The 20,586-nt window shown below is 30.9% G+C and carries 11 protein-coding genes; 8 read left to right on the plus strand and 3 right to left on the minus strand.

The features are described 5' to 3' along the window. Window positions 1-19: 19 nt before the first annotated feature. Window positions 20-4,111, minus strand: a complete 4,092-nt coding sequence (locus GQS58_RS11365) for an ATP-binding protein (protein ID WP_166385947.1) — start codon at window positions 4,109-4,111, stop codon at window positions 20-22. A 227-nt stretch (window positions 4,112-4,338) separates the two neighbouring features. Here GQS58_RS11365 and GQS58_RS11370 point away from each other — a divergent pair, with 227 nt between their 5' ends. The 8 genes from GQS58_RS11370 (at window position 4,339) to GQS58_RS11405 (ending at window position 18,876) form a co-directional block, all read left to right on the plus strand. Further along, window positions 4,339-5,709: a Gfo/Idh/MocA family protein gene (locus tag GQS58_RS11370; protein ID WP_166385949.1), complete on the plus strand. Its 1,371-nt coding sequence runs from the start codon at window positions 4,339-4,341 to the stop codon at window positions 5,707-5,709. A gap of 27 nt (window positions 5,710-5,736) precedes the next feature. Next, on the plus strand, window positions 5,737-8,655 hold the full coding sequence (locus GQS58_RS11375; RefSeq protein ID WP_166385951.1) for a SusC/RagA family TonB-linked outer membrane protein: 2,919 nt from the start codon (window positions 5,737-5,739) through the stop codon (window positions 8,653-8,655). Window positions 8,656-8,673: 18 nt separating this feature from the next. Further along, complete coding sequence (locus GQS58_RS11380; protein ID WP_166385953.1) at window positions 8,674-10,329, plus strand: RagB/SusD family nutrient uptake outer membrane protein; 1,656 nt, start codon at window positions 8,674-8,676, stop codon at window positions 10,327-10,329. A gap of 69 nt (window positions 10,330-10,398) precedes the next feature. Then, window positions 10,399-10,971, plus strand: a complete 573-nt coding sequence (locus GQS58_RS11385) for a discoidin domain-containing protein (RefSeq protein WP_166385955.1) — start codon at window positions 10,399-10,401, stop codon at window positions 10,969-10,971. Window positions 10,972-11,065: 94 nt separating this feature from the next. Next, window positions 11,066-14,389, plus strand: coding sequence for a VCBS repeat-containing protein (locus GQS58_RS11390; protein WP_166385957.1), 3,324 nt, complete (start codon window positions 11,066-11,068; stop codon window positions 14,387-14,389). 8 nt (window positions 14,390-14,397) lie between these two features. Further along, window positions 14,398-16,239: a DUF3472 domain-containing protein gene (locus tag GQS58_RS11395; protein WP_166385959.1), complete on the plus strand. Its 1,842-nt coding sequence runs from the start codon at window positions 14,398-14,400 to the stop codon at window positions 16,237-16,239. A gap of 277 nt (window positions 16,240-16,516) precedes the next feature. Further along, on the plus strand, window positions 16,517-17,713 hold the full coding sequence (gene kbl, locus GQS58_RS11400; RefSeq protein WP_166385961.1) for a glycine C-acetyltransferase: 1,197 nt from the start codon (window positions 16,517-16,519) through the stop codon (window positions 17,711-17,713). Between the two features lie 26 nt (window positions 17,714-17,739). Further along, complete coding sequence (locus GQS58_RS11405) at window positions 17,740-18,876, plus strand: putative porin (RefSeq protein WP_166385963.1); 1,137 nt, start codon at window positions 17,740-17,742, stop codon at window positions 18,874-18,876. A gap of 7 nt (window positions 18,877-18,883) precedes the next feature. On the opposite strand, the gene GQS58_RS11410 is transcribed toward GQS58_RS11405, so the two are convergent. Then, a complete protein-coding gene (locus tag GQS58_RS11410; RefSeq protein WP_166385965.1) occupies window positions 18,884-19,525 on the minus strand; it encodes a carbohydrate-binding family 9-like protein in 642 nt (213 codons plus the stop codon). Next, window positions 19,522-20,565, minus strand: a complete 1,044-nt coding sequence (locus GQS58_RS11415) for a LacI family DNA-binding transcriptional regulator (RefSeq protein WP_166385967.1) — start codon at window positions 20,563-20,565, stop codon at window positions 19,522-19,524. The genes GQS58_RS11410 and GQS58_RS11415 overlap by 4 nt, the downstream gene beginning before the upstream one ends. Window positions 20,566-20,586: the final 21 nt, after the last annotated feature.

The raw sequence follows: 20,586 nt of genomic DNA on the forward strand, positions 1-20,586 counted from the left end.
ATAAAATTATGTTTAAATATTATTCGAAGTCTAATATATCTATGTTGTATTCTTTTAAATACGCTTCCATATCTTTAGATGCATTTGCCTTATTTTTAAACACCTTTGGGGTTAATTTAAATTGAGCTTTAAAACTTTTTGAAAAATACTTAGGGTTGTTAAAACCAACCATATAAGCAACTTCAGAAATATTGTAGCCACATTTAACCAACAAGACCACAGCTTTATTTAAACGCGCCTGCCTAATGTAATCTATAAGACTTAAACCGGTTAACGAAGAACATTTTCTATACAAGCTAGAATGACTCATATTTAATTTATCTGCTAATTCATCTACCTTAAAATTAGGATCATTTAAGCGTTCATTTACTATTTCATTAAAACTTTCTAAAAAGAGTTCATCTTGCGATTTTTCTATTTTTATTTTAGGACTATTAATTAGTTCTTTTCTATATTTAGAAATAATAGAGTCTTTTGAAGCAATAATATTATTAATTTTTAACAACAACTCATTTGAGTTAAAAGGCTTATTTATATACTCTATTGCACCCGTTTTTAAACCCGTAATTTTTGCTTGGGTAGAGTTTTTTGCTGTTAATAAAATTACAGGAATGTGTTTTGTTAAATTATCTTTAGACAGCACTTCGCACATTTCTATACCATCCATTTCTGGCATCATTACATCACTAATTATTAAATCTGGTAAGTTATTTTTGGCTAAATAACAGCCTTCTCTACCATTTTCTGCCAGTATAACATTGTATTCTTCTAATAATAAATCTTGTAGAAAATTTTGCAACTCAAAATTATCTTCAACAACTAAAATTGTCTTTTTGGTTTTATTAATAGTACTTTTTACAACAGGTTCTTTTACCAAATTTGTTTCTATAGCAATAGGTTTATGAACTTCTTTTTTACTTGACGTAATTTTTTCATCATCTGAATAAGAATCTTCAGAAACAGGTATCTTAAATGTAAAAGTGGTGCCTTCGTCTTTAGAACTATCTACTTTAATTCTTCCTTTATGTAAAGTCACCAATTCTTTGGTAAGTGCTAAACCTATTCCGGTACCTTTTGCTTCATTTTTATTACTAGATCTATAAAATAATTTAAAAATATCTTCTAGCTCATCTTTTGGAATTCCAATACCAGAATCTGATATAGAGATTTTTAATACTTCCTTTTTATTTATTGGTTTTACCGTTAATAAAATATTCCCTTCTTTAGGGGTGTATTTAAAAGAGTTTCCTAAAATGTTATATAAAATATGCTCCATCTTATCTTTATCGTACCAAGTATCTCCTATATTATTAGGGCAATTTATTGTAAAATCGATGTTTTTAATTCTTGCTAATTCTTTAAAGGATAAAGAAACCTGATCTATGTTTTCTTTTAAATTATTTTGAGTAACCGAAAGTTTTAACCTGTTTAAATCTTTATTTCTAACCAAAGTTAAATCTCTGGCAATTCTAGATAACCTACTCGCATTATTTGCAATAATCTTTAGGCGTTCTTTAAGTAGAAGATCTCCATTTTGTGCTGCCCTTTCTAACATATTATCTATTGGCCCAAGAATTAAAGTTATTGGCGTTTGAATTTCATGAGACATTTTGGTAAAGAAATTCATTTTTGCTTTATTAAACTCCTTTTCTTGTCGTCTGCTAATTTTATTTATCAATAATTTTCGTCTTATTAAAACCCATTTAGACACTATAAATATGATTACAAATAAAATTAATAAATAAAAGAGATAAGCATAAGAGTTTTGCCAAAATGGTGGTGATATAGTAATTGTAATTTGCTTATGTAACTCTTGTAATGGCTGGTTAATTTCATTGGCCTTAATTTCAAAAATGTAGTTACCAGAAGGTATATTTGTATAGGTTGCAGAAACTTCTGAGTAGGTAGATTTCCATTCTTTATCAAAATCTTTTAACCGATAAGAATAGTTATAATTTGGGTTAATAATATTACCAATAGCTGCAAATTGAATGGTAAAAGAAGATTGATTGTATTTTAAATCTAAATGATCAACATTAAAAATTTCCGAAGTTATTTGTTCGGGAATAATTTGTTTTGCAGGTTTGTTTAAAATATCAATACTAGTAATAAATAAATGTGGCTCTATAGTTTTTTTGACTGATGATCTTTCTAATTTTTTAGGATTAAAAAAATTAATTCCTTTTGCTCCTCCAAAATAAATTTGTCCCTCTTTATCTTTAAAACCACTTCTTAATATATAAGGTTCTTCTTGAAAGCCTTCGGATGAATAATAAGATGTTACCTCTTTTTTCTCTGTATTAAAATGATGAACACCCTGAAAAGAACTCAACCATAAATTGGTTGAATCATCTGCTTCTATCGCCGAAAAAGTATGTGTTTTATTTGGAAACAAATTCTTAAACTCATAAAAAGTAGCTGTTTTTGAATTGAATAATTTAAGCTCAAAGTTCTGGTTGATAAACCAAATTTCTCCCTCTTTACCTAAACTCATATCTATAATTCTAGGCAGCGTATTCTCATCTTTATCAACATAATGCGTAAATGTAGATTGTACTAAATCTTTACTATTTTCATTAAACTTATAAAGACCTCCATTTTGTTGACCCAACCAAATATTATTATCGTGATCTTCTATAATACTTTCTACAACAACCCCATTTAAAGCATCTTGCTTATTATTAAAACTTGCTAATAATTTTTCATTTTTAGAATATATATTTAAAGATACAGTAGAACCTGCCCAAATACGCCCCTTAGAGTCTTTAAATACAATTCTAACATCTTTTCCCTTTTGGTTAAGCTTGTTTATTACAGGTATTTTTGAAAATAAGGCTGTTTTAGCATCAAATTTCCAAAGTCCATTTCTATAAGTTCCTAACCAAAGGTTTGCATTTTCATCTTCTGTAATAGATTGAATATAAAAATTGTTATCAATATTATTAAAATATTCTTTTGCCTTTTTATTTGCTTCAAGTCTAGTTAATCCATTACCATCTGTACCAATCCATAAGGTTTCTTTTTTACTCTTATAAATACTTAAAACTCTAATAGGAGTGCTAGAAATAGAACCTTTATGGTAATTAACGTTTTTATTTTCTTTTGGAATTACATTTGCGTGACCATGATTGGTTACCAACCAAATATTTTGTTGCAAATCTTCGCTAATATTCATTATAGTATTACTACTAATAGAAAAATGATTAGGAAACTTATTCTTATAAACTACAATTTTACCTGTTTTGCTATTAATTTTATACAAACCACCACCGTCTGTACCACACCAAATAAAACCATTTGAATCATAAAAAATACTAATAAAGAATTCCTTTGCAATTCCTTTTGTTTTTCCATTTAAAAAACTGTCTTGTATAAATATTTTTCGCTTTACATCGTACACAAATAAACCATGCGCCTCCGTACCCATCCAAAGTTTACCTTTGTAATCTGCCTCTAAAATAATTTTCCCTGGATATCCGGTATAATCTCCAATAATTTCTTCTAAACGTTTCGTTTTTAGAGAATAGTTAAAAACTTTTCCATTATAAGTACTTATAAAAAACTCTGTTTCTCCATCAAAATCTATATTTGAAATTCGTTTTTCAGATTTATTGGTATTTAGAATTGTACAAATATATACTGCTTGGTTCTTATAAATAGTGTATATTTTTCCTGAAGTTGTGGCTATTAAAAGTCCTTTTTTTATTGGTTTTATAATTTCTATAGATTCCTCTATTAAATAATCTAAAGTAGTAAAAATACCTTTTCTAGAGTTGTATTTAGCTAAAAGACCATTGCTAGTTTTTATCCAAATATTATTATAGTAATCCGTACAAATTTGATGTATTCTATCGTTTTTTTCTATTTCTGAAAAAATTTCTTTTTTATCAATAAAATTATAAGAATAGCCATTGTATCTTAAGATTCCAGAACCACTAGACATCCAAATATTACCTATAGAGTCGTGTGCAATTTCACCGATATCAATTTTTTTATTTTTATAAAAAGGACTTATGTGTTTTATATTCAAATTACTTTGCCCATTTACACGAACAACAGCGCCAATTATTAACAAAACTAGAAGGAAAAAAAATCGCTTCTTATAACTCATATTTTTTTTATTATGGGGGATAATATTCCATAAAGATATTCTTTATTTTATAAAAGTCTTTTCTTAGATTAAGATTATATAGGTATTAAGATTATTCATAAAAGTATACTTATCAGTCAAAAATTGAATTTTGACTGTAAATAACGCCTTATTTGGCTGAAAAAATATAGTTAAGATACTCTTAAAAAAACCATATTTGTACAGTATAACTTTAACATTGTGTAAACATGGAATCAAATTCAAGAAGATCTTTTATAAAAAAAGCAGCAATAGCAACAGCAGGATTATCAATATTACCAGGTGTATCATTTGGTGCAGATTTTAATTTAAAAAAAGATAAATTAAAAATTGCTTTTATAGGTGTAGGCTTAAGAGGAACAAATCACTTAAACAATGCACTACAAAGAAAAGATATTGAAATTGTGGCTATTTGTGATTTAGACCAAAAGAGAATAGACATGTCTTTAGAGTTAATTAAAAAAGCAGGTAAAAAAGCTCCAGAAGTATTTGGTAAAGATGATTACGACTATAAAAACCTTCTAGCTTTAAAAGAAATTGATGCTGTAATTATAGCTACACCTTGGTTATGGCATACAAAAATGGCAGTAGATTCTATGAAGGCTGGTAAATATACAGGCTTAGAAGTATCTGCAGCAAATACATTAGAAGAATGTTGGGACCTGGTAAACACACATGAGGAAACAGGATCTCATTTAATGATTTTAGAAAATGTTAACTATAGAAGAGATGTACTTGCCGTTTTAAATATGGTAAAACAAAATGTTTTTGGTGAATTATTACATTTTACATGTGGCTATCAACACGATTTAAGAGGGGTAAAATTAAACGATGGAAAATCTGCTTATGGAAAAGGTGTAGAATTTGGTGAGAAAGGTATTTCTGAATCTGCTTGGAGAACACAACATTCTTTATTAAGAAATGCAGATGTGTATCCTACACATGGTTTAGGTCCTGTAGCAGTTATGGCAGATATAAATAGAGGTAATAGAATGGTCTCTTTAACATCTCACGCTACCAAAGCTATTGGATTAAATAAATATATTGTTGATAATGGCGGAAAAGACCACCCGAATGCAAAATTAAAGTGGAAACAAGGTGATATTATTACCTCTACTATAGAAACTTCTAATGGAGAAACCATTATAGTAACACACAACGTAAATACACCACATCCATATTCATTAGGCTTTAAAGTACAGGGGGTACAAGGCTTAACAGATTTTGATTACCACACACAAAGAATCCATGTAGAAGGAACAACCAAAGGACATGGTTGGGAAGGTATGGATGCTTGGTTTGAAAAATACGATCACCCATTATGGAAAAAATATGGAGATTCTGCAACCGAAGCTGGCCATGGAGGAATTGACTTTTTTGTATTAAATGCCTTTGTAGAATCTGCTAAAGAAAATATTGCACCACCAATGGATGCTTATGATGCCGCAGCTTGGAGTGCAATTACTCCATTATCTGAATTATCTATAGAAAACAATGGTGAACCTCAAGATTTCCCAGACTTTACAAGAGGAACTTGGATAAAAAGAAAACCTTATAACTGGATTAAAGAAAACTATTAATCAAAAATCAACTAAAACCAATCTTATATGAAAAAAAGTACCTTATTTTTTATAACAATGCTATTCTTTTCGGCGGTACTATTTGCCCAAGAAAAGTCTGTTGTTGTTACCGTGGTAGATAGTGACCAAGTGCCAATACCAGGTGTAAGTGTTGTTCTTAAAGGAACAACCAAAGGAGGGTCTACAGATTTTGATGGTGTTGTAACCATTAAATTAAGTTCTGGAGATATTATTGTCGTTTCTTCTCTTGGGTATACAACCAAAGAAGTAACAGTTGCAAATGAACAAAATTTAAAAATTTCTATAAGTGAGAGTTTAAGTCAATTAGACGAAGTGGTAATTGTTGCTTATGGTACTCAAAAAAGAGAGACTGTAACTTCTTCTGTTGTGCAAATAGACGCAGAAAAATTAGCCGATGTAACCACTCCAGAAGTAGCATCTATGTTACAAGGTAAAGTTACTGGAGTACAAGTTTTACCTGGTGGTGGATCACCTGGAGCTTCTCCAAGTATTTTAATTAGAGGTAGATCTTCAATCAACTCTACAAATTCACCATTGTGGGTAGTAGACGGTGTTATTATTGGTAATAGTGATCCTAAATTAAACCCTAATGATGTTGCTAGTATTTCTGTTTTAAAGGATGCATCTGCAACTGCTTTATACGGTAACAGAGGTGCAAATGGTGTAATTATAGTTACTTCTAAAAGAGGTAAAATAGGCGCTAAACCACAAGTTAAGGTTTCTTTAAAAAGTGGTGTAAATGTATTTAATCCTGGAAACTTTAGATTAATGAATTCTCAAGAACTATATGATCTTCATACAGAAATAGGAAATCCTAATCCTTGGTTTACAGAAGATTTATTAAATAGAGATTACGATTGGGTAGATGGAGCAACACAAGACGCTTTTGTAAAAGATGCTTCTATAACTTTTACATCTGCTACAGAAACGCATAATTTATTTATGTCTATGGGGTATTATAATGAAGAGGGTACTGTTATAGGAAATGAGCTTGACAGATATACTTTCCGTACAAATCTAGATTATAAAATAACCGATAAGTTAACGATTAAACCAAAAATTAATTTTGTTTTTGATGGTAGAGATAATACAAGAGAAGCTAATTTATATGAGGCTTACACAAACATGCCTTGGGACAATCCTTTTGCAGAAGATGGTTCTGTAATAAATGCAAATACTTCTCAAGGAGATGATTGGTTGGGTAGAGATAAAAGAAACTTTTTCTATGACCGTCAATGGAATTATTCAGACTCACAATCTTTTGACTTGTTTGCAAGTTTCGATTTTGAATACAAACTAGCTCCAAACTTAACTTTTATATCTACTAATAACTTTAGATATGGAACGTATGAATCTTTTAGCTATACAGATCCAAGATCTAACGGAGGTAAATCTACCAACGGTTCTATAAGCGATTATACCTATAGAAACTTAACAAGGTTTACAAACCAAATGTTAAAATATTCTAACACTTTTAATGATGATCATACTATAAACCTTTTAGCAGGTTATGAGTATAATGATGGTAGTTCTAAAAACATTACTACTGGGTCTGAAAATGTGGTTGTAAACGGAGAAGTACAAAGTGTTGGTTTAAAAGCTTCTGTTGCCAATGGTGACGCAAGTGAATTTGCTCAGCAATCTTTCCTATTCTCTGGAGATTATGATTACAAAGGTTTATATTTTGCTAAAGGATCTGTAAGAGTAGATGGTGCATCTGCATTTGCAAAAGACTACCGTTATGGTACGTTTTATTCTATAGCTGCAGGTTGGAATATTCACAAAGAAGATTTTTTTAATATCGATGATATAAATATCTTAAAACTAAGAGCCAGTCATGGTGCAGTTGGTAATCAACCAGGTGGTTTTGGATATTTAAGTACGTATGATGTTAAATTTCAATATGCTGGTATTATTGCAGCAAAACCGCTTAGGTTAGGTACCGAAAATTTAACTTGGGAAAAAGCGATTGAAACAAATATTGGTTTAGAGTCTAGATTTTTTAATAAAGTAGATTTAGCAGTAGATTTTTATAACAAAGAAAATTCTGGATTACTTTACTACAGAGCATTATCAGACCAAACAGGTTTTAGTGGTAGGTATGAAAATATTGGATCTATTACTAACAAAGGTGTTGAATTTTCTTTAGGTGCAGACATCGTAAATAAAGATGATTTTGGAATTAATGTTGGCTTTAATGCTAGTTTTAATCAAAATAACATAAAAAAGCTTGCAGATGGTACAGATATCATTAGCGGATCTACCATTCTTAGAGAAGGTGAAGAATTAGGTACTTTCTACATGAGAAAATGGTTAGGTGTAAACCCAGGTAATGGAGCTCCTGTTTATGAAAAAATCGAAGAAGATGGTACTGTAAGTACTACAGCAGATTATAATGATGCTACTGTACAAATTGTAGGAAGTTCTAATCCAGACTTTACAGGTGGTTTTAATACCAATATTAGATATAAAAATTTCACTTTAAGTTCTAACTGGAGTTTTGCTTACGGAGCAGAATTATACAATTCTTCTCGTAATTTATTTGATTCAGACGGGTATTATTTACAATTTAATCAAATGGTATTGCCAGAAGGTTCTAGTAGATGGGAAAATCCAGGAGATATTGTTACGCATCCAAAACCTAGAATTGGTGGTTATCCAGGAAGTAACCAAACTTCTTCTCGTTATTTAGAAGACGGAAGTTATTTAAGATTAAATAATGTTAGAGTTTCTTTTGACATACCAGAAAATGTACTAAGTAAAATTGGTGTAACTGGAGCAAACATCTATTTAACAGGAGATAACCTAGCTACTTTTACGAAGTTTACAGGTGTAGATCCTACTATTGGAGGAGCTGGTGGTTTTACAGATTTAGGCTACCCTATTCCAAAGCGTTATGCATTAGGACTTAATATTACGTTTTAATTAAATAAAAATTTAAACATGAAGAAAATAATATATATATCACTACTAGCAATCACAGCTGTTTTTACATCTTGTGAATTAGATAGAAGTCCCTTCACAGAAATATCCGCAGATGATTTATTTAAAGATCCTGGAGCCGCCCAATCTGCTACTCTTGGTAATTATTTGTTTTTAAAGGGTGATAAAGGATATGATGGTTGGTCAGACGATTTACATAGAATGTCTGAATATTCTGGAGATAATGTAATGATAAGTGGTGGAACAACAGATGCCCTATTTTTCTTTTACAACTACCAAAGAACTCAAAACAACTCAAGAAATAATAGATTTTGGAGTAATTCTTTTAAAGCTATTGTTGGTACAAATAGAGTTATAGAGAGCTTAACAGAAGGTAGCTCTGCAGAAGCAGATCAAGTAATTGGAGAAAACTATTACATTAGAGCACTCGTATTTTTCCAAATGGGTAATGTTTTTGGAAAACCTTATAACCAAGGTGTTTCAAACCTATCAATTCCTTTAAAATTAACTTCGGATATTACAGATTTACCAGACAGAAATACGGTTGGTGAAGTGTATGACCAAGTAATTGCAGATTTATTAAAAGCAGAAGCTTTAATGAATGAAAACAAAAGTGCTTCTTTTGCTACTAAAGAAGCGGCACAAGCATTATTATCTCGTGTATATTTATATATGGAAGATAATACAAAAGCCATAGAATATGCCGATAAAGTAATCAACTCCGGGCGTTATTCACTTTTACCTTCTAGCCGTTTTGCTGTAATGAATACATTAGCTCCGGCAGAAAACGAAGAGGCAATTTTTTCTATTACTTTAACCAAAGATATTGATATTCCTGGAACTGAAGATTGGTATACAATTGGCTCTTTTTACGCAACGATAGACGGTGTTGGTTGGGGAGAAATGTATGCTTCTCAAACCTATCTAGAATTGGTAAATAAAAATGCAAGTGATTTAAGAAAAAGTTTTATAGAACCACAATATTTATTAGATGCTAATGGTCAAAAAATTCCAGCGGTATATTGGGTAGATGATACCTATACATACCAATTTAGACGTACTACAAATACAGGTGGTGTAATTACTTTACAAGATGATGAAATTACATACCCTTTACTATCTGAAACAGTAGCTGGTAAAACACAACATTACTTTGTAGCAGCTACCGGACGACAAGATGTAACTTTTGATTTTGATATGGACAAACGAAATGGGTATCCAAAATTCTTTATCCTTAAAGCATCTCAACAAGAAAACGATTTACACCTTTGGTCTCCAACAGTATCTCGTTTAGCAGAAATGTACTTAAACAAAGCCGAAGCGTTGGCCAAACAAGGAGCTACACAAGCTGCCCTAGATGAAGTAAATGTTTTACGTACAAGAGCTACAGTTCCTACATACACAACGAGTACTATTCCTGTAGGAAAATCAATATTAGATGTTGTTTTAGAAGAACGTAGATTAGAATTAGCTTATGAAGGTCATAGAAAATTTGATGTATATAGAAATGGAAAAACAATGAATAGAAAGTATCCTGGTACGCACTTAAATAATTCAAATCCATTTTATGAAATAGAGGCTAATAACAATGTTATTATAGAATTTATTCCTGAGCAACAAATATTAATACAACCAACTTTAATTCAGAATGATTAGTAAAAAAACCTCACAAGGTATTTTGAAAACGATAATGAAGATTTGGAACACTTAAAATAAATGAAATTTATGAAAACAAAAATCATACAAAGAAAGATAACACTCTCTGTGGTTGCATTATTTTCAATTGCCATATTAGCAATTACATATTCTTGCACACCAGATACAGTACTTATAGACACGAGTCTTAAACTACCTCCTGTACCTTTAGATACAACAGGTTGGGTAGTTACAAATTACACTAGTCAAGAAGATCAAGACGGAGAAGGAGAAGGAAACGGAAGAGTTTTTAATACGTTTGATGGTAACCCAGATACCTTTTGGCATACTTGCTGGAATGGTTGTACCGCAGTACCTCCTCATTCTTTTGTTATAGATATGTTATCTGTAAAAGAGATTAGTGGTATTATTTTTACACAAAGACAATCTCTTTCTAGAAACATTGAAACTTGTTCTATAGAAATTAGTGATGACAATACTACTTGGACTTCTTTAGGCGAATTTTCTTTAGAAAAAGTAAAAGTAGGACAACAAAAAGAATTAGAAGAAGTAGTTGCTGCTCGTTACATTAGACTGAATGTAATAACAGTTTATGACGGTTCTAACAACGCTGCTTTAGCTGAGTTTGCACCTTACTTTTAAAATATAGTTCCCCCTTTTTTTTAAAGCCAAGGCAACATCTTTTGTCTTGGCTTTTAAATACCTTTTTTAACTAATTTAATAAACGTAAACAATTTTGAGAACCATAGCCCTAAAATATTTAAGCGCACTTGTTATAGTATTTAGTGTTTTTTCATGTTCTAAATCTGTAGATAGTTTAGGTTCAGAAAAAATGTTTACAAAAGTACCTTCGGATATTTCTGGAGTAACTTTTCAAAATAAAATATTAGAATCAGAAAGACTGCATTACTATAAATATCAATACATTTATATTGGTGGTGGCGTTGCTGCTGCCGATTTTAATAATGATGGCTTAGAAGATTTATTTTTCACATCCAACGTATATCACAATCAATTATTTATCAACAAAGGCAATTTTAAATTTGAAGACATCACCTTAAAAGCTGGTATTGTAAAAAGACCAGGTTTTGATGTAGGTGTTTCTGTAGCCGATGTTAATAATGATGGTTTCTTAGATATTTATATCAACCGAGCAGGTTGGTACCAAGGAGATGAAAAATTAGCCAATATGTTATACATAAATAATGGCGATCTTACTTTTACAGAGCAAGCTCAAAAATATGGTTTAGCAGATACTAATAAATCTATAAATTCTACTTTTTTCGATTATGATAAAGATGGAGATTTAGACGTGTATATTGCAAATGCTCCTTCAGATTTTGGTTTAACAGGAAAAATTATAGACTTAGATAAAATTGAAGGAAGCGAACAAACGAAAAGCTTAAGAGGTAGCGATAGATTGTATCAAAATGATGGAAATGGGCATTTTACAGATGTTTCTAAAGAAGCCGGAATTAAACTAGATATTGGCTTTGGATTAAATGCACAAGTTGGCGATTTAAACAATGATGGTTGGGATGACATTTATGTTTCTAACGATTTTATTACACCAGATTTTGCCTATCTAAATAATGGCAATGGTACTTTTACTGAAGCTAGAAATGACTTATTTAAGCACATTTCTTACTATAGTATGGGTAGCGATATTGCAGATATTAATAATGACGGACTCACAGATTTAATGGTGTTAGATATGAGTCCCGAAGACTATGTACGTTCTAAAACCACCATGTCTATGATGTCTATAGACCGTTTTCAAGAAATGGTAGATGCAGATTACCACCACCAATACATGCACAATGTATTGCAAATAAATAACGGAAATAATACCTATAGCGAAGTCGCTAACATGTCTGGTATAGCAAGTACAGACTGGAGTTGGTCTACGCTGTTTGCAGATTTCGATTTAGATGGTTATAATGATATTTACGTTACAAATGGTGTGTATAGAGATGTGGTAGATAGAGACACTAACAAAGAAATTGATGCATATATTAAAGAAAATAAAGCAAAACTAAGTGAAGAAGATTTCTACAAATTCACTCAGAAATTACCACAACAAAAATTAACCAACTACTTTTTTAAAAACAACCAAAAAGGACAGTTTAGCAACACTACAGAAGATTGGGCAAGTGAAGCACCAACTTTTTCTAACGGAGCAGTTTATGTAGATTTAGACAACGATGGCGATTTAGATATTGTTACCAATAATTTAGATGAAGACGCTACTATTCTAAGAAATAACACCAGAGAAACCAGTAATAAAAACTACTTAAACATTAAGTTTAAAGGTTCTGATAAAAACAAATTTGGTGTAGGTACAAAGGTTCAATTATTTCTAAATAACGACGAAATAATTACAAGACAATTAATAAATGCTAGAGGATATCTTTCTTCTATGTCTAACACTTTAAATTTTGGTATTGGAGAAAACACCACAATTCCGAAGTTAGAAGTTACATGGTATAATGGTAAAAAACAGGTTTTAGAGAACGTAAAAGTCAATCAGACTTTAACCATCAATTATGCTGAAAGCTCTGAAATTTCAAAAGTAGAAAAACCAGTAACTACAAAAATATTTACAGAAGAAGCTTTTAATTTTTCTCACAAAGAAATTCCGTATAATGATTTTGATAAACAAGTATTGTTACCTCATAAATTATCTCAAACCGGACCAACAATAGCAAAAGCTGACTTAAATAATGATAGTTTAGACGATCTTTTTATAGGAGGTGCCCATCTACAAGAAGCACAATTATTAATTGCTCAAAAAAGTGGAGGTTATACCTCAATTGCAATTGCAGATTTTAAAAAAGACAGTAAATATGAAGATGTTTCTGCTAGTTTCTTTGATGCTGATAATGATGGAGATTTAGATTTATATGTAGTAAGCGGAAGTTATGAATTTAAAGAAGGCTCAGACCTTTTAGAAGATAGATTGTACATCAATAATGGAAATTTTAAATTCAGAAGAAATACTACTAAAATTCCATCTTTAAAAACAGCTGGATCTGTTGTTAGAGCTGCCGATTATGATAATGATGGAGACATCGATTTATTTATAGGAAGCAGAGTTGTTCCTGATAAATATCCCTACGCTCCTACTTCTTATCTTTTGATAAATGAAAAAGGTGTATTTAAAAATAAAACGGCTACTATTTCTCCAGAATTAGTAACTATTGGTATGGTTACAGATGCGCAATGGGCAGATATTGATAATGACAATGATATCGATTTAATTGTTACCGGAGAATGGATGGGGATTGAAGTCTTTGTAAATGAAGACGGAAAACTATCTGAAAATAATTCTTACGCTAGTTTATCATCAGCCAAAGGCTGGTGGAATACCATTGTAATTGAAGATATTGATGGTGATGGAGATAAAGATATTGTTGCTGGTAATTTAGGACTGAATTATAAATTCCATGCTTCTAAAGAAAAATCTTTTCATGTATACACACATGATTTTGACAACAATGGTACAGAAGACATTATGTTGGCTAAATACTACAATAACAAACAAGTACCCGTTAGAGGAAAAGGCTGTACTGCACAACAAATGCCTTATTTAAAAGATAGAATAAAAACCTACAACGAGTTTGCAAGCAAAGACATTGGAGGCATATTAGGTGCTAATTTTTCTGAATCGTTACACTACGAAGTAAACGAATTTCAATCTGGAATATTTATAAATGAAGGTGCTGGTAATTTTAATTTTAAGCCATTTCCTTTAGAAGCACAAAGAGCTCCTATAAACAGCATTCTTTTTGATGATTTTGATGGCGATGAAATTAAAGATCTTTTAATGGCAGGAAATAACCATTTATCAGAAATAGAAACTACGCGTGCAGATAGTGGAATTGGTGTTTTCTTAAAAGGAAAAAAACAAGGTGAGTTTGAATTTTTTGTAAATACAAAAACTGGTTTTTTTGCTGATAAAGATGTTAGAGCACTAAAAAAAATAAAAACAAATGCCGGTACATCTGTAATTGTAATCAACAATAATAGCAACCACCAAAAGTATAATACAACCAAATAAATTTAGCAATGAATATATTAAATAATCAATTTAGAATTAATAAAACCTTACTATTATTTACAGTTGTTACATTATCTGTATTTTTATATTGCTCATGCTCTGCTGCAGAAAGTGCCACGCCAGAACCTGTAGACCCTAAAGATGCTGTAACCAGTTTATCCTTTACTAAAACAATACCAATTGGTTCTAATAGTTGGGTTATTGATAATTTAGCGCAAGATCTAGCAATTATTTCTGCAGACGGAATTCATAACTGGTCATCAACAGATGATGTAATTCGTACGTACGTAAATACAGGAGCCGGAACTTTAGATGTTGGTTTCAGTGCAAAATCTGAAGATGGAACATCAAAAATAAAAGTTACAGTAGGTACTATAACAAAAGAAATTACACTTACCTCTACAGAATATACAACAATAGATGTTGGCTCTTTTACAGTGCCAGCAGGATATAATTATATAGAAATTAAAGGAATCTCTAAATCTGGTACTTATATTGGCGATATTAACAGCTTACTTTTAGGTGGTTCTGCAATAAGTTCTACACTTAACTTTAACCCAACAACCAATCAGCATTTTGGTAGAAGAGGTCCTTCTGTTCATTTAAACTACAATCTGCCAGAGAACAAAGAAATTCAATATTTTTATAATGAAGTTACAGTTCCTGTAGGACAAGATAAGTTAGGTTCTTTCTTTATGGTAAATGGGCATGCAGAAGGGTATTTTGGTTTACAAGTAAATTCTGATACCGAAAGACGTGTATTATTTTCTATTTGGAGTGCTTTTAGTACAGACGATCCAAACCAAATTCCGGATGATTATAAAGTAACTAGTTTAGGACATGGTGCTGGCGTAACGGTTCAAGATTTTGGAAATGAAGGTTCTGGAATACAGAGTTTTAAAAATGTAAATTGGAAAGCAGGAGTTACCTATAAATTATTATTAAAAGCAGAACCTTCTACAGAAGTGTCTGGTTCTACAGATTATACAGGATACTTCTTTAATCCTGATACAGATAAATGGGAGTTAATAGCTTCTTTAAGAAGACCAAAAACAAGTACCTATATAAAAAGACCTCATTCTTTCTTAGAAAACTTTAACCCAAGTACTGGTTACAAAACAAGACAAGGAGAATACGGAAATCAATGGGCGTATTCTACTGATAAAATTTGGACAGAAGTTACTACCGCCAAATTTACTGCAGATGCTACTGCAGCCGCAGGAGATAGAGTAGACTTTTCTGGTGGAGCTAACGGAAATAAATTCTTTTTAAAGAATTGTGGTTTCTTTAATGATACTGTTACTCCGGGTACAACTTTTACGAGAACCGTAAGCGGAACAGCGCCAAACATCAATTTTTCTACTTTACCAATACCAACACCACCTACAACAGTAACGGTATCTTTAATTGACAGAAGTAATTGGTCTATTAAAGATTTTAGTACAGAAGAAGCTGTAGGAGAAGATGGGACAAATAATGGCTTAGCTTCAGATGTATTAGATGGAGATTTAGCAACTTATTGGCATTCTTGTTGGAACGGAGATTGCGGTACTGCTGCTTATCCGCATCATATTACAATTGATATGGGAACAAGTACAGAAATTGCCGGTTTACAATTTAATCAAAGAGATAATCTTTCTAGAACAGTGAGCACTATTTCTGTAAGTGTGAGTGTAGATAATACTAATTGGATTGCATTAGGAGATTTTAATTTAGCAAATTCTACTGACAATCAGAATATAGATTTTGAAAATTTACAAACTACAAGATATATTAAAATCTCCATGAATTCTGCTCATGATAATGACCGATTTGGTGCATTAGCAGAAATTAAAGGATATACATATTAGTTTTTTTTTTTTGAATTATGTTTGGAATAAAATCTTAAGTACATTTAAGGTTTTATTCCTTTTTTTAATTTTAGAAGCAGTAAAACAAATAGTTACTGTACTTACAAAAAAGATGCAAGTAAAATGGAATTAGAAATTGTAAGTTCGTTGCCAGAAAGTATAAATGATGCAGCTGCAAGACAAGATTGAAACAGAAAACCAGAATTCAATTTAGATAGCACTTCTAAAATAATGAAAGAAAAATACAGTTTAAATACTGTAAAATAAAAGATACACGATGTACGGAAGCATAAAAGAGAATTTACAAAAAGAATTACAAGCCATTAAAGACAATGGTTTATTTAAAGAAGAACGCATTATTACAACCTCTCAAGATGCCGTTATAAAAGTTTCTACAGGAGAAGAAGTAATTAATTTTTGTGCCAATAACTACTTAGGCTTGTCTAATAACAAAGAAGTAATTCAGGCAGCTAAAGACACGTTAGATTCTCATGGTTTTGGTATGTCTTCAGTTCGTTTTATTTGCGGAACTCAAGATATTCATAAAGAATTAGAAGCTAAAATTGCCCAATTTTTTCATTGTGAAGACACCATTTTGTACGCTGCCGCTTTTGATGCTAATGGAGGAGTTTTTGAACCTTTATTATCTAAAGAAGATGCAATCATTTCCGACTCCCTAAACCACGCTTCTATTATAGACGGAGTTCGTTTGTGTAAAGCAGCTCGTTTCCGTTATAACAATAACGATATGGTTTCTTTAGAAGAACAGTTAATTGAAGCCAACAAACAAAACCATCGTTTTAAAATAATTGTTACAGACGGTGTATTTTCTATGGATGGTGTTGTTGCCGAGTTAGATAAAATTTGCGATTTGGCAAATAAATATGATGCTTTGGTAATGGTAGATGAATGCCATGCTTCTGGTTTTATAGGTAAAACCGGTCGTGGTACTATTGAACTAAAAAATGTACTTGGCAGAGTAGATATTATTACCGGAACTTTAGGAAAAGCTTTGGGTGGTGCAATGGGTGGTTTTACTACTGGTAAAAAAGAAATTATAGAAATGTTACGTCAGCGTTCTAGACCTTACTTATTTTCAAATTCTTTGGCTCCTGCAATTGTTGGTGCCTCTTTAAAAGTTTTTGAAATGATAGAAAATGATACTTCTTTACGAGATAAATTAGAGGAAAACACCAATTATTTTAGATCTAAAATGGAAGCAGCAGGTTTCGATTTAGTGGGGGCAGATGCTGCAATTGTACCCGTTATGCTGTATGATGCAAAATTGTCTCAAATTATGGCAAATCAATTATTAGAAGAAGGTATTTATGTAATTGGTTTTTTCTTTCCAGTAGTACCAAAAGACAAAGCAAGAATTAGAGTACAATTATCTGCAGCGCATACAAAAGAACATATAGATAAAGCGGTAGCTGCATTTATTAAAGTAGGTAAAAGATTAAATGTAATTAAATAAAACATACTCAAATTAAATTTATCATTTTGAAACAAATCGGTAACTTACTGCTACTTTTAATATTTCCAACGTTACTATTTGGACAAATAGATAGCACAAAATCTAAACTTTCTTTTCAGGGTGATTTTAGGTTTAGAGTAGAACAAGATTGGAGTTCTCGTAAAAGCGACGGAACTTATAGAAATGATAGAACAAGGTTAAGATATAGGGCACGTTTTGGTGTAGAGTATCAATACAAAGATTGGCTTTCTTTTGGGTCTAGATTGCGTACTGGAGATCCAAAAAAGCAGCAAGACCCTCAATTAACACTAGGTGATAGTTTTAAAGAATTTGGAACTTTACCTATTTCTTTTGAAAAAATATATGTAAAATTTAACCATAAATGGTTTTCTTCTTGGCTTGGAAAAAATGCCTTTCCTTTCGAAAAACAAAATGAATTATTTTGGAGTGATAATGTGTTTCCAGAAGGAATATCTTTAAGTGGTTCCTTTAATTTAGAAGGTAATTTTATAAACGCTTTGCAAGTAAATACAGGCCATTTTATTGTGGCTTCTAATGGATCTTCTTTAGACAAAGATGCTTCGTTTCAAGGAATTCAGGTGGTTACAACCCATTTACAAAAAAGGTTAAAGCTTTTTCCTTCGTTTTACTATTTTAATAATATTCCAAATATTCCTGATGGTAATGAAACTTTTGTAATGGATTACGCCATTTTACATATGGGTGCAAAATTTATAATTGCGCCAGAAAAACAAATTACAGCTGGTTTCGATTTTTATCAAAACGTAAAAAATTATGATAACAACCCTACTATTTCAAAAGAAATTTCGAATCAAAAACAAGGAATGATCACGAGTCTAAGTTTTGGAAACCTTAAAAAATCTGGAGATTGGAAACTGAACTTCACCTACTCTTTTTTAGAAAAATTTGCAGCGGTAGATTTTTTTGCACAAAACGATTGGGCAAGATGGGATTATTCTTCACAAGGTTCTAATGACGGAAGACTTACAAATTTTAAAGGATTAGAGGTTATGGGTGGTTATGCCATCAACCAAAGTATGAACTTAAAATTGAGAGCTTTTTTTGTAAATCAAATTGTTCCTTTGGGTATAGAAAAAGAAAATGGAAACCGTGTTCGGTTAGATTTTAATATTAAATTTTAAAAGAAATTTAGAACCTCTCTAATTTTAAAATTCCAAAAGAAGTTGGAGTATGAAAATTAGGTGTTTTTGTATTTGGGTTTACCCAAGTAATCCAAGTTGGTAAAAATGTACCTTCTTTTTGTTTGTGGTACTTTGCTCTGTAAATACCTGTTTCTATAATTCCATTTTTTAACAAGTTTAATGCTTCTAAAGATTGAAGTGAGATGGCAATTTCTACAATAAAATTCGTTTTATTGATAGACGATTTTACAAAGATATCCTCACTTGGCCAACTCCAATTAAAATCGAAATTTTTGTTCGGCTTTGCTTTAAAATCCATAATTCTTCCTGCAGTATCAATCTCTAAACAGTAATACGGATCTATAGAAGCATCACTTCTAAAAAACAACTCTACCCTATCGGAAACATTAATACTGTCATTCTTATTTTCAGATAAATGAAGATGTCTTAAAGAATCGTTCACTATAAATTGAAAAAATATTTTTTCTGAATTATAGACAGCCTTAAATGTTGTTTTTTTTATCACATTTCCATTCCAAGGTGATGTAAAGTCAATTAAAGAATCGGCCTTATTCCATATATTGTTATTTCCGTCTCCAGAAATTACAATATCATTTTCTTCACTATATTTTACGGAGTATGTTTTCAATTTTCTAAATAAGTTTCTAAGTTTTCTGCTGTAATAATATCTATTGGCAACAAGCTTTTTGTTGGTATTTCTTTATTAAAAAGAAAGAAATCAACTAAATAATTTATACCTAAATACACCTGTTTTTTAGGGTTCTGATGAATTAAAAAATGAATGATATTGTCTTTTAAATACTGAATATTTTCTTCCAATAAATCGTAACCAATCAATTTTACGTGATTTAAATTTTTACTTTGGATGAATTCTGCAACCTCAAAAATTTTAGAAGTGGTTACAAATATGGCATCCGAAGTAAAAGACTCAGAAAATATAGCCTCTAGATTATTTGCAAGGTCAGATTGTTTAGAGTTATGCGTTACAATTTTATAATTAGCATTTTTTATTTCATCAAAATACGCTCTAAAGCCTTTTTCCTTTTCTTGCATGTGAATGGAATTATTAAAATCTTCATCGACATGAATAATAGCAATCGAAGCATTTTTTTTAACAATCATTTGTAACAATTCTGCCGCTATTCTACCACTTTTAAATAAATCTTGACCAACAAAATTCTTTGTATTTTCTATTTCTAATTGATTATTAAACTTACTAACAATAATCTTTTTAAGTGCATATTTATTAATAATAGCTACCGTTTCCTTATAGAATAAAGGAGCTAATAAAACAGCATCCGGAGATAATTCTAATACTTTATTATTAACCTCTACAAAAGAATACACATCATTAGGATGAAAAAAGAAGGGCTCTATAAAAATACCAAAAGACGCAAATTCATTTACTGCCTCTACAATACCCTGGTAACATGGAAGCCAAAAAGCATCTTTATTATAATCTGGCAAAACAACACAAATGTGGTAATCTTTGGTGTTCTTTAAACTTCTAGCTAGTAAATTAGGCTTGTAATCTATTTCATTTAAAATAGCAGTAACCTTTTCTAAAGCTATTGCAGATACTTTACCTCTTTTATGAATAACTCTATCTACCGTTCCTTTAGATACTCCTGCTAATTCTGCTATGTTTTTAATAGTATATTTCTTCATCAAAGCAAATATATATCTTTT

This window comes from Polaribacter sp. 11A2H, assembly GCF_011379025.1.
In the GTDB taxonomy this organism is placed as follows: domain Bacteria; phylum Bacteroidota; class Bacteroidia; order Flavobacteriales; family Flavobacteriaceae; genus Polaribacter.

Coding starts and splice junctions, on each gene's coding strand:
- GQS58_RS11365 (WP_166385947.1), bottom strand. CDS start 4,111: ATGAGTTATAAGAAGCGATTTTTTTTCCTTCTAGTTTTGTTAATAATT.
- GQS58_RS11370 (WP_166385949.1), top strand. CDS start 4,339: ATGGAATCAAATTCAAGAAGATCTTTTATAAAAAAAGCAGCAATAGCA.
- GQS58_RS11375 (WP_166385951.1), top strand. CDS start 5,737: ATGAAAAAAAGTACCTTATTTTTTATAACAATGCTATTCTTTTCGGCG.
- GQS58_RS11380 (WP_166385953.1), top strand. CDS start 8,674: ATGAAGAAAATAATATATATATCACTACTAGCAATCACAGCTGTTTTT.
- GQS58_RS11385 (WP_166385955.1), top strand. CDS start 10,399: ATGAAAACAAAAATCATACAAAGAAAGATAACACTCTCTGTGGTTGCA.
- GQS58_RS11395 (WP_166385959.1), top strand. CDS start 14,398: ATGAATATATTAAATAATCAATTTAGAATTAATAAAACCTTACTATTA.
- kbl (WP_166385961.1), top strand. CDS start 16,517: ATGTACGGAAGCATAAAAGAGAATTTACAAAAAGAATTACAAGCCATT.
- GQS58_RS11415 (WP_166385967.1), bottom strand. CDS start 20,565: ATGAAGAAATATACTATTAAAAACATAGCAGAATTAGCAGGAGTATCT.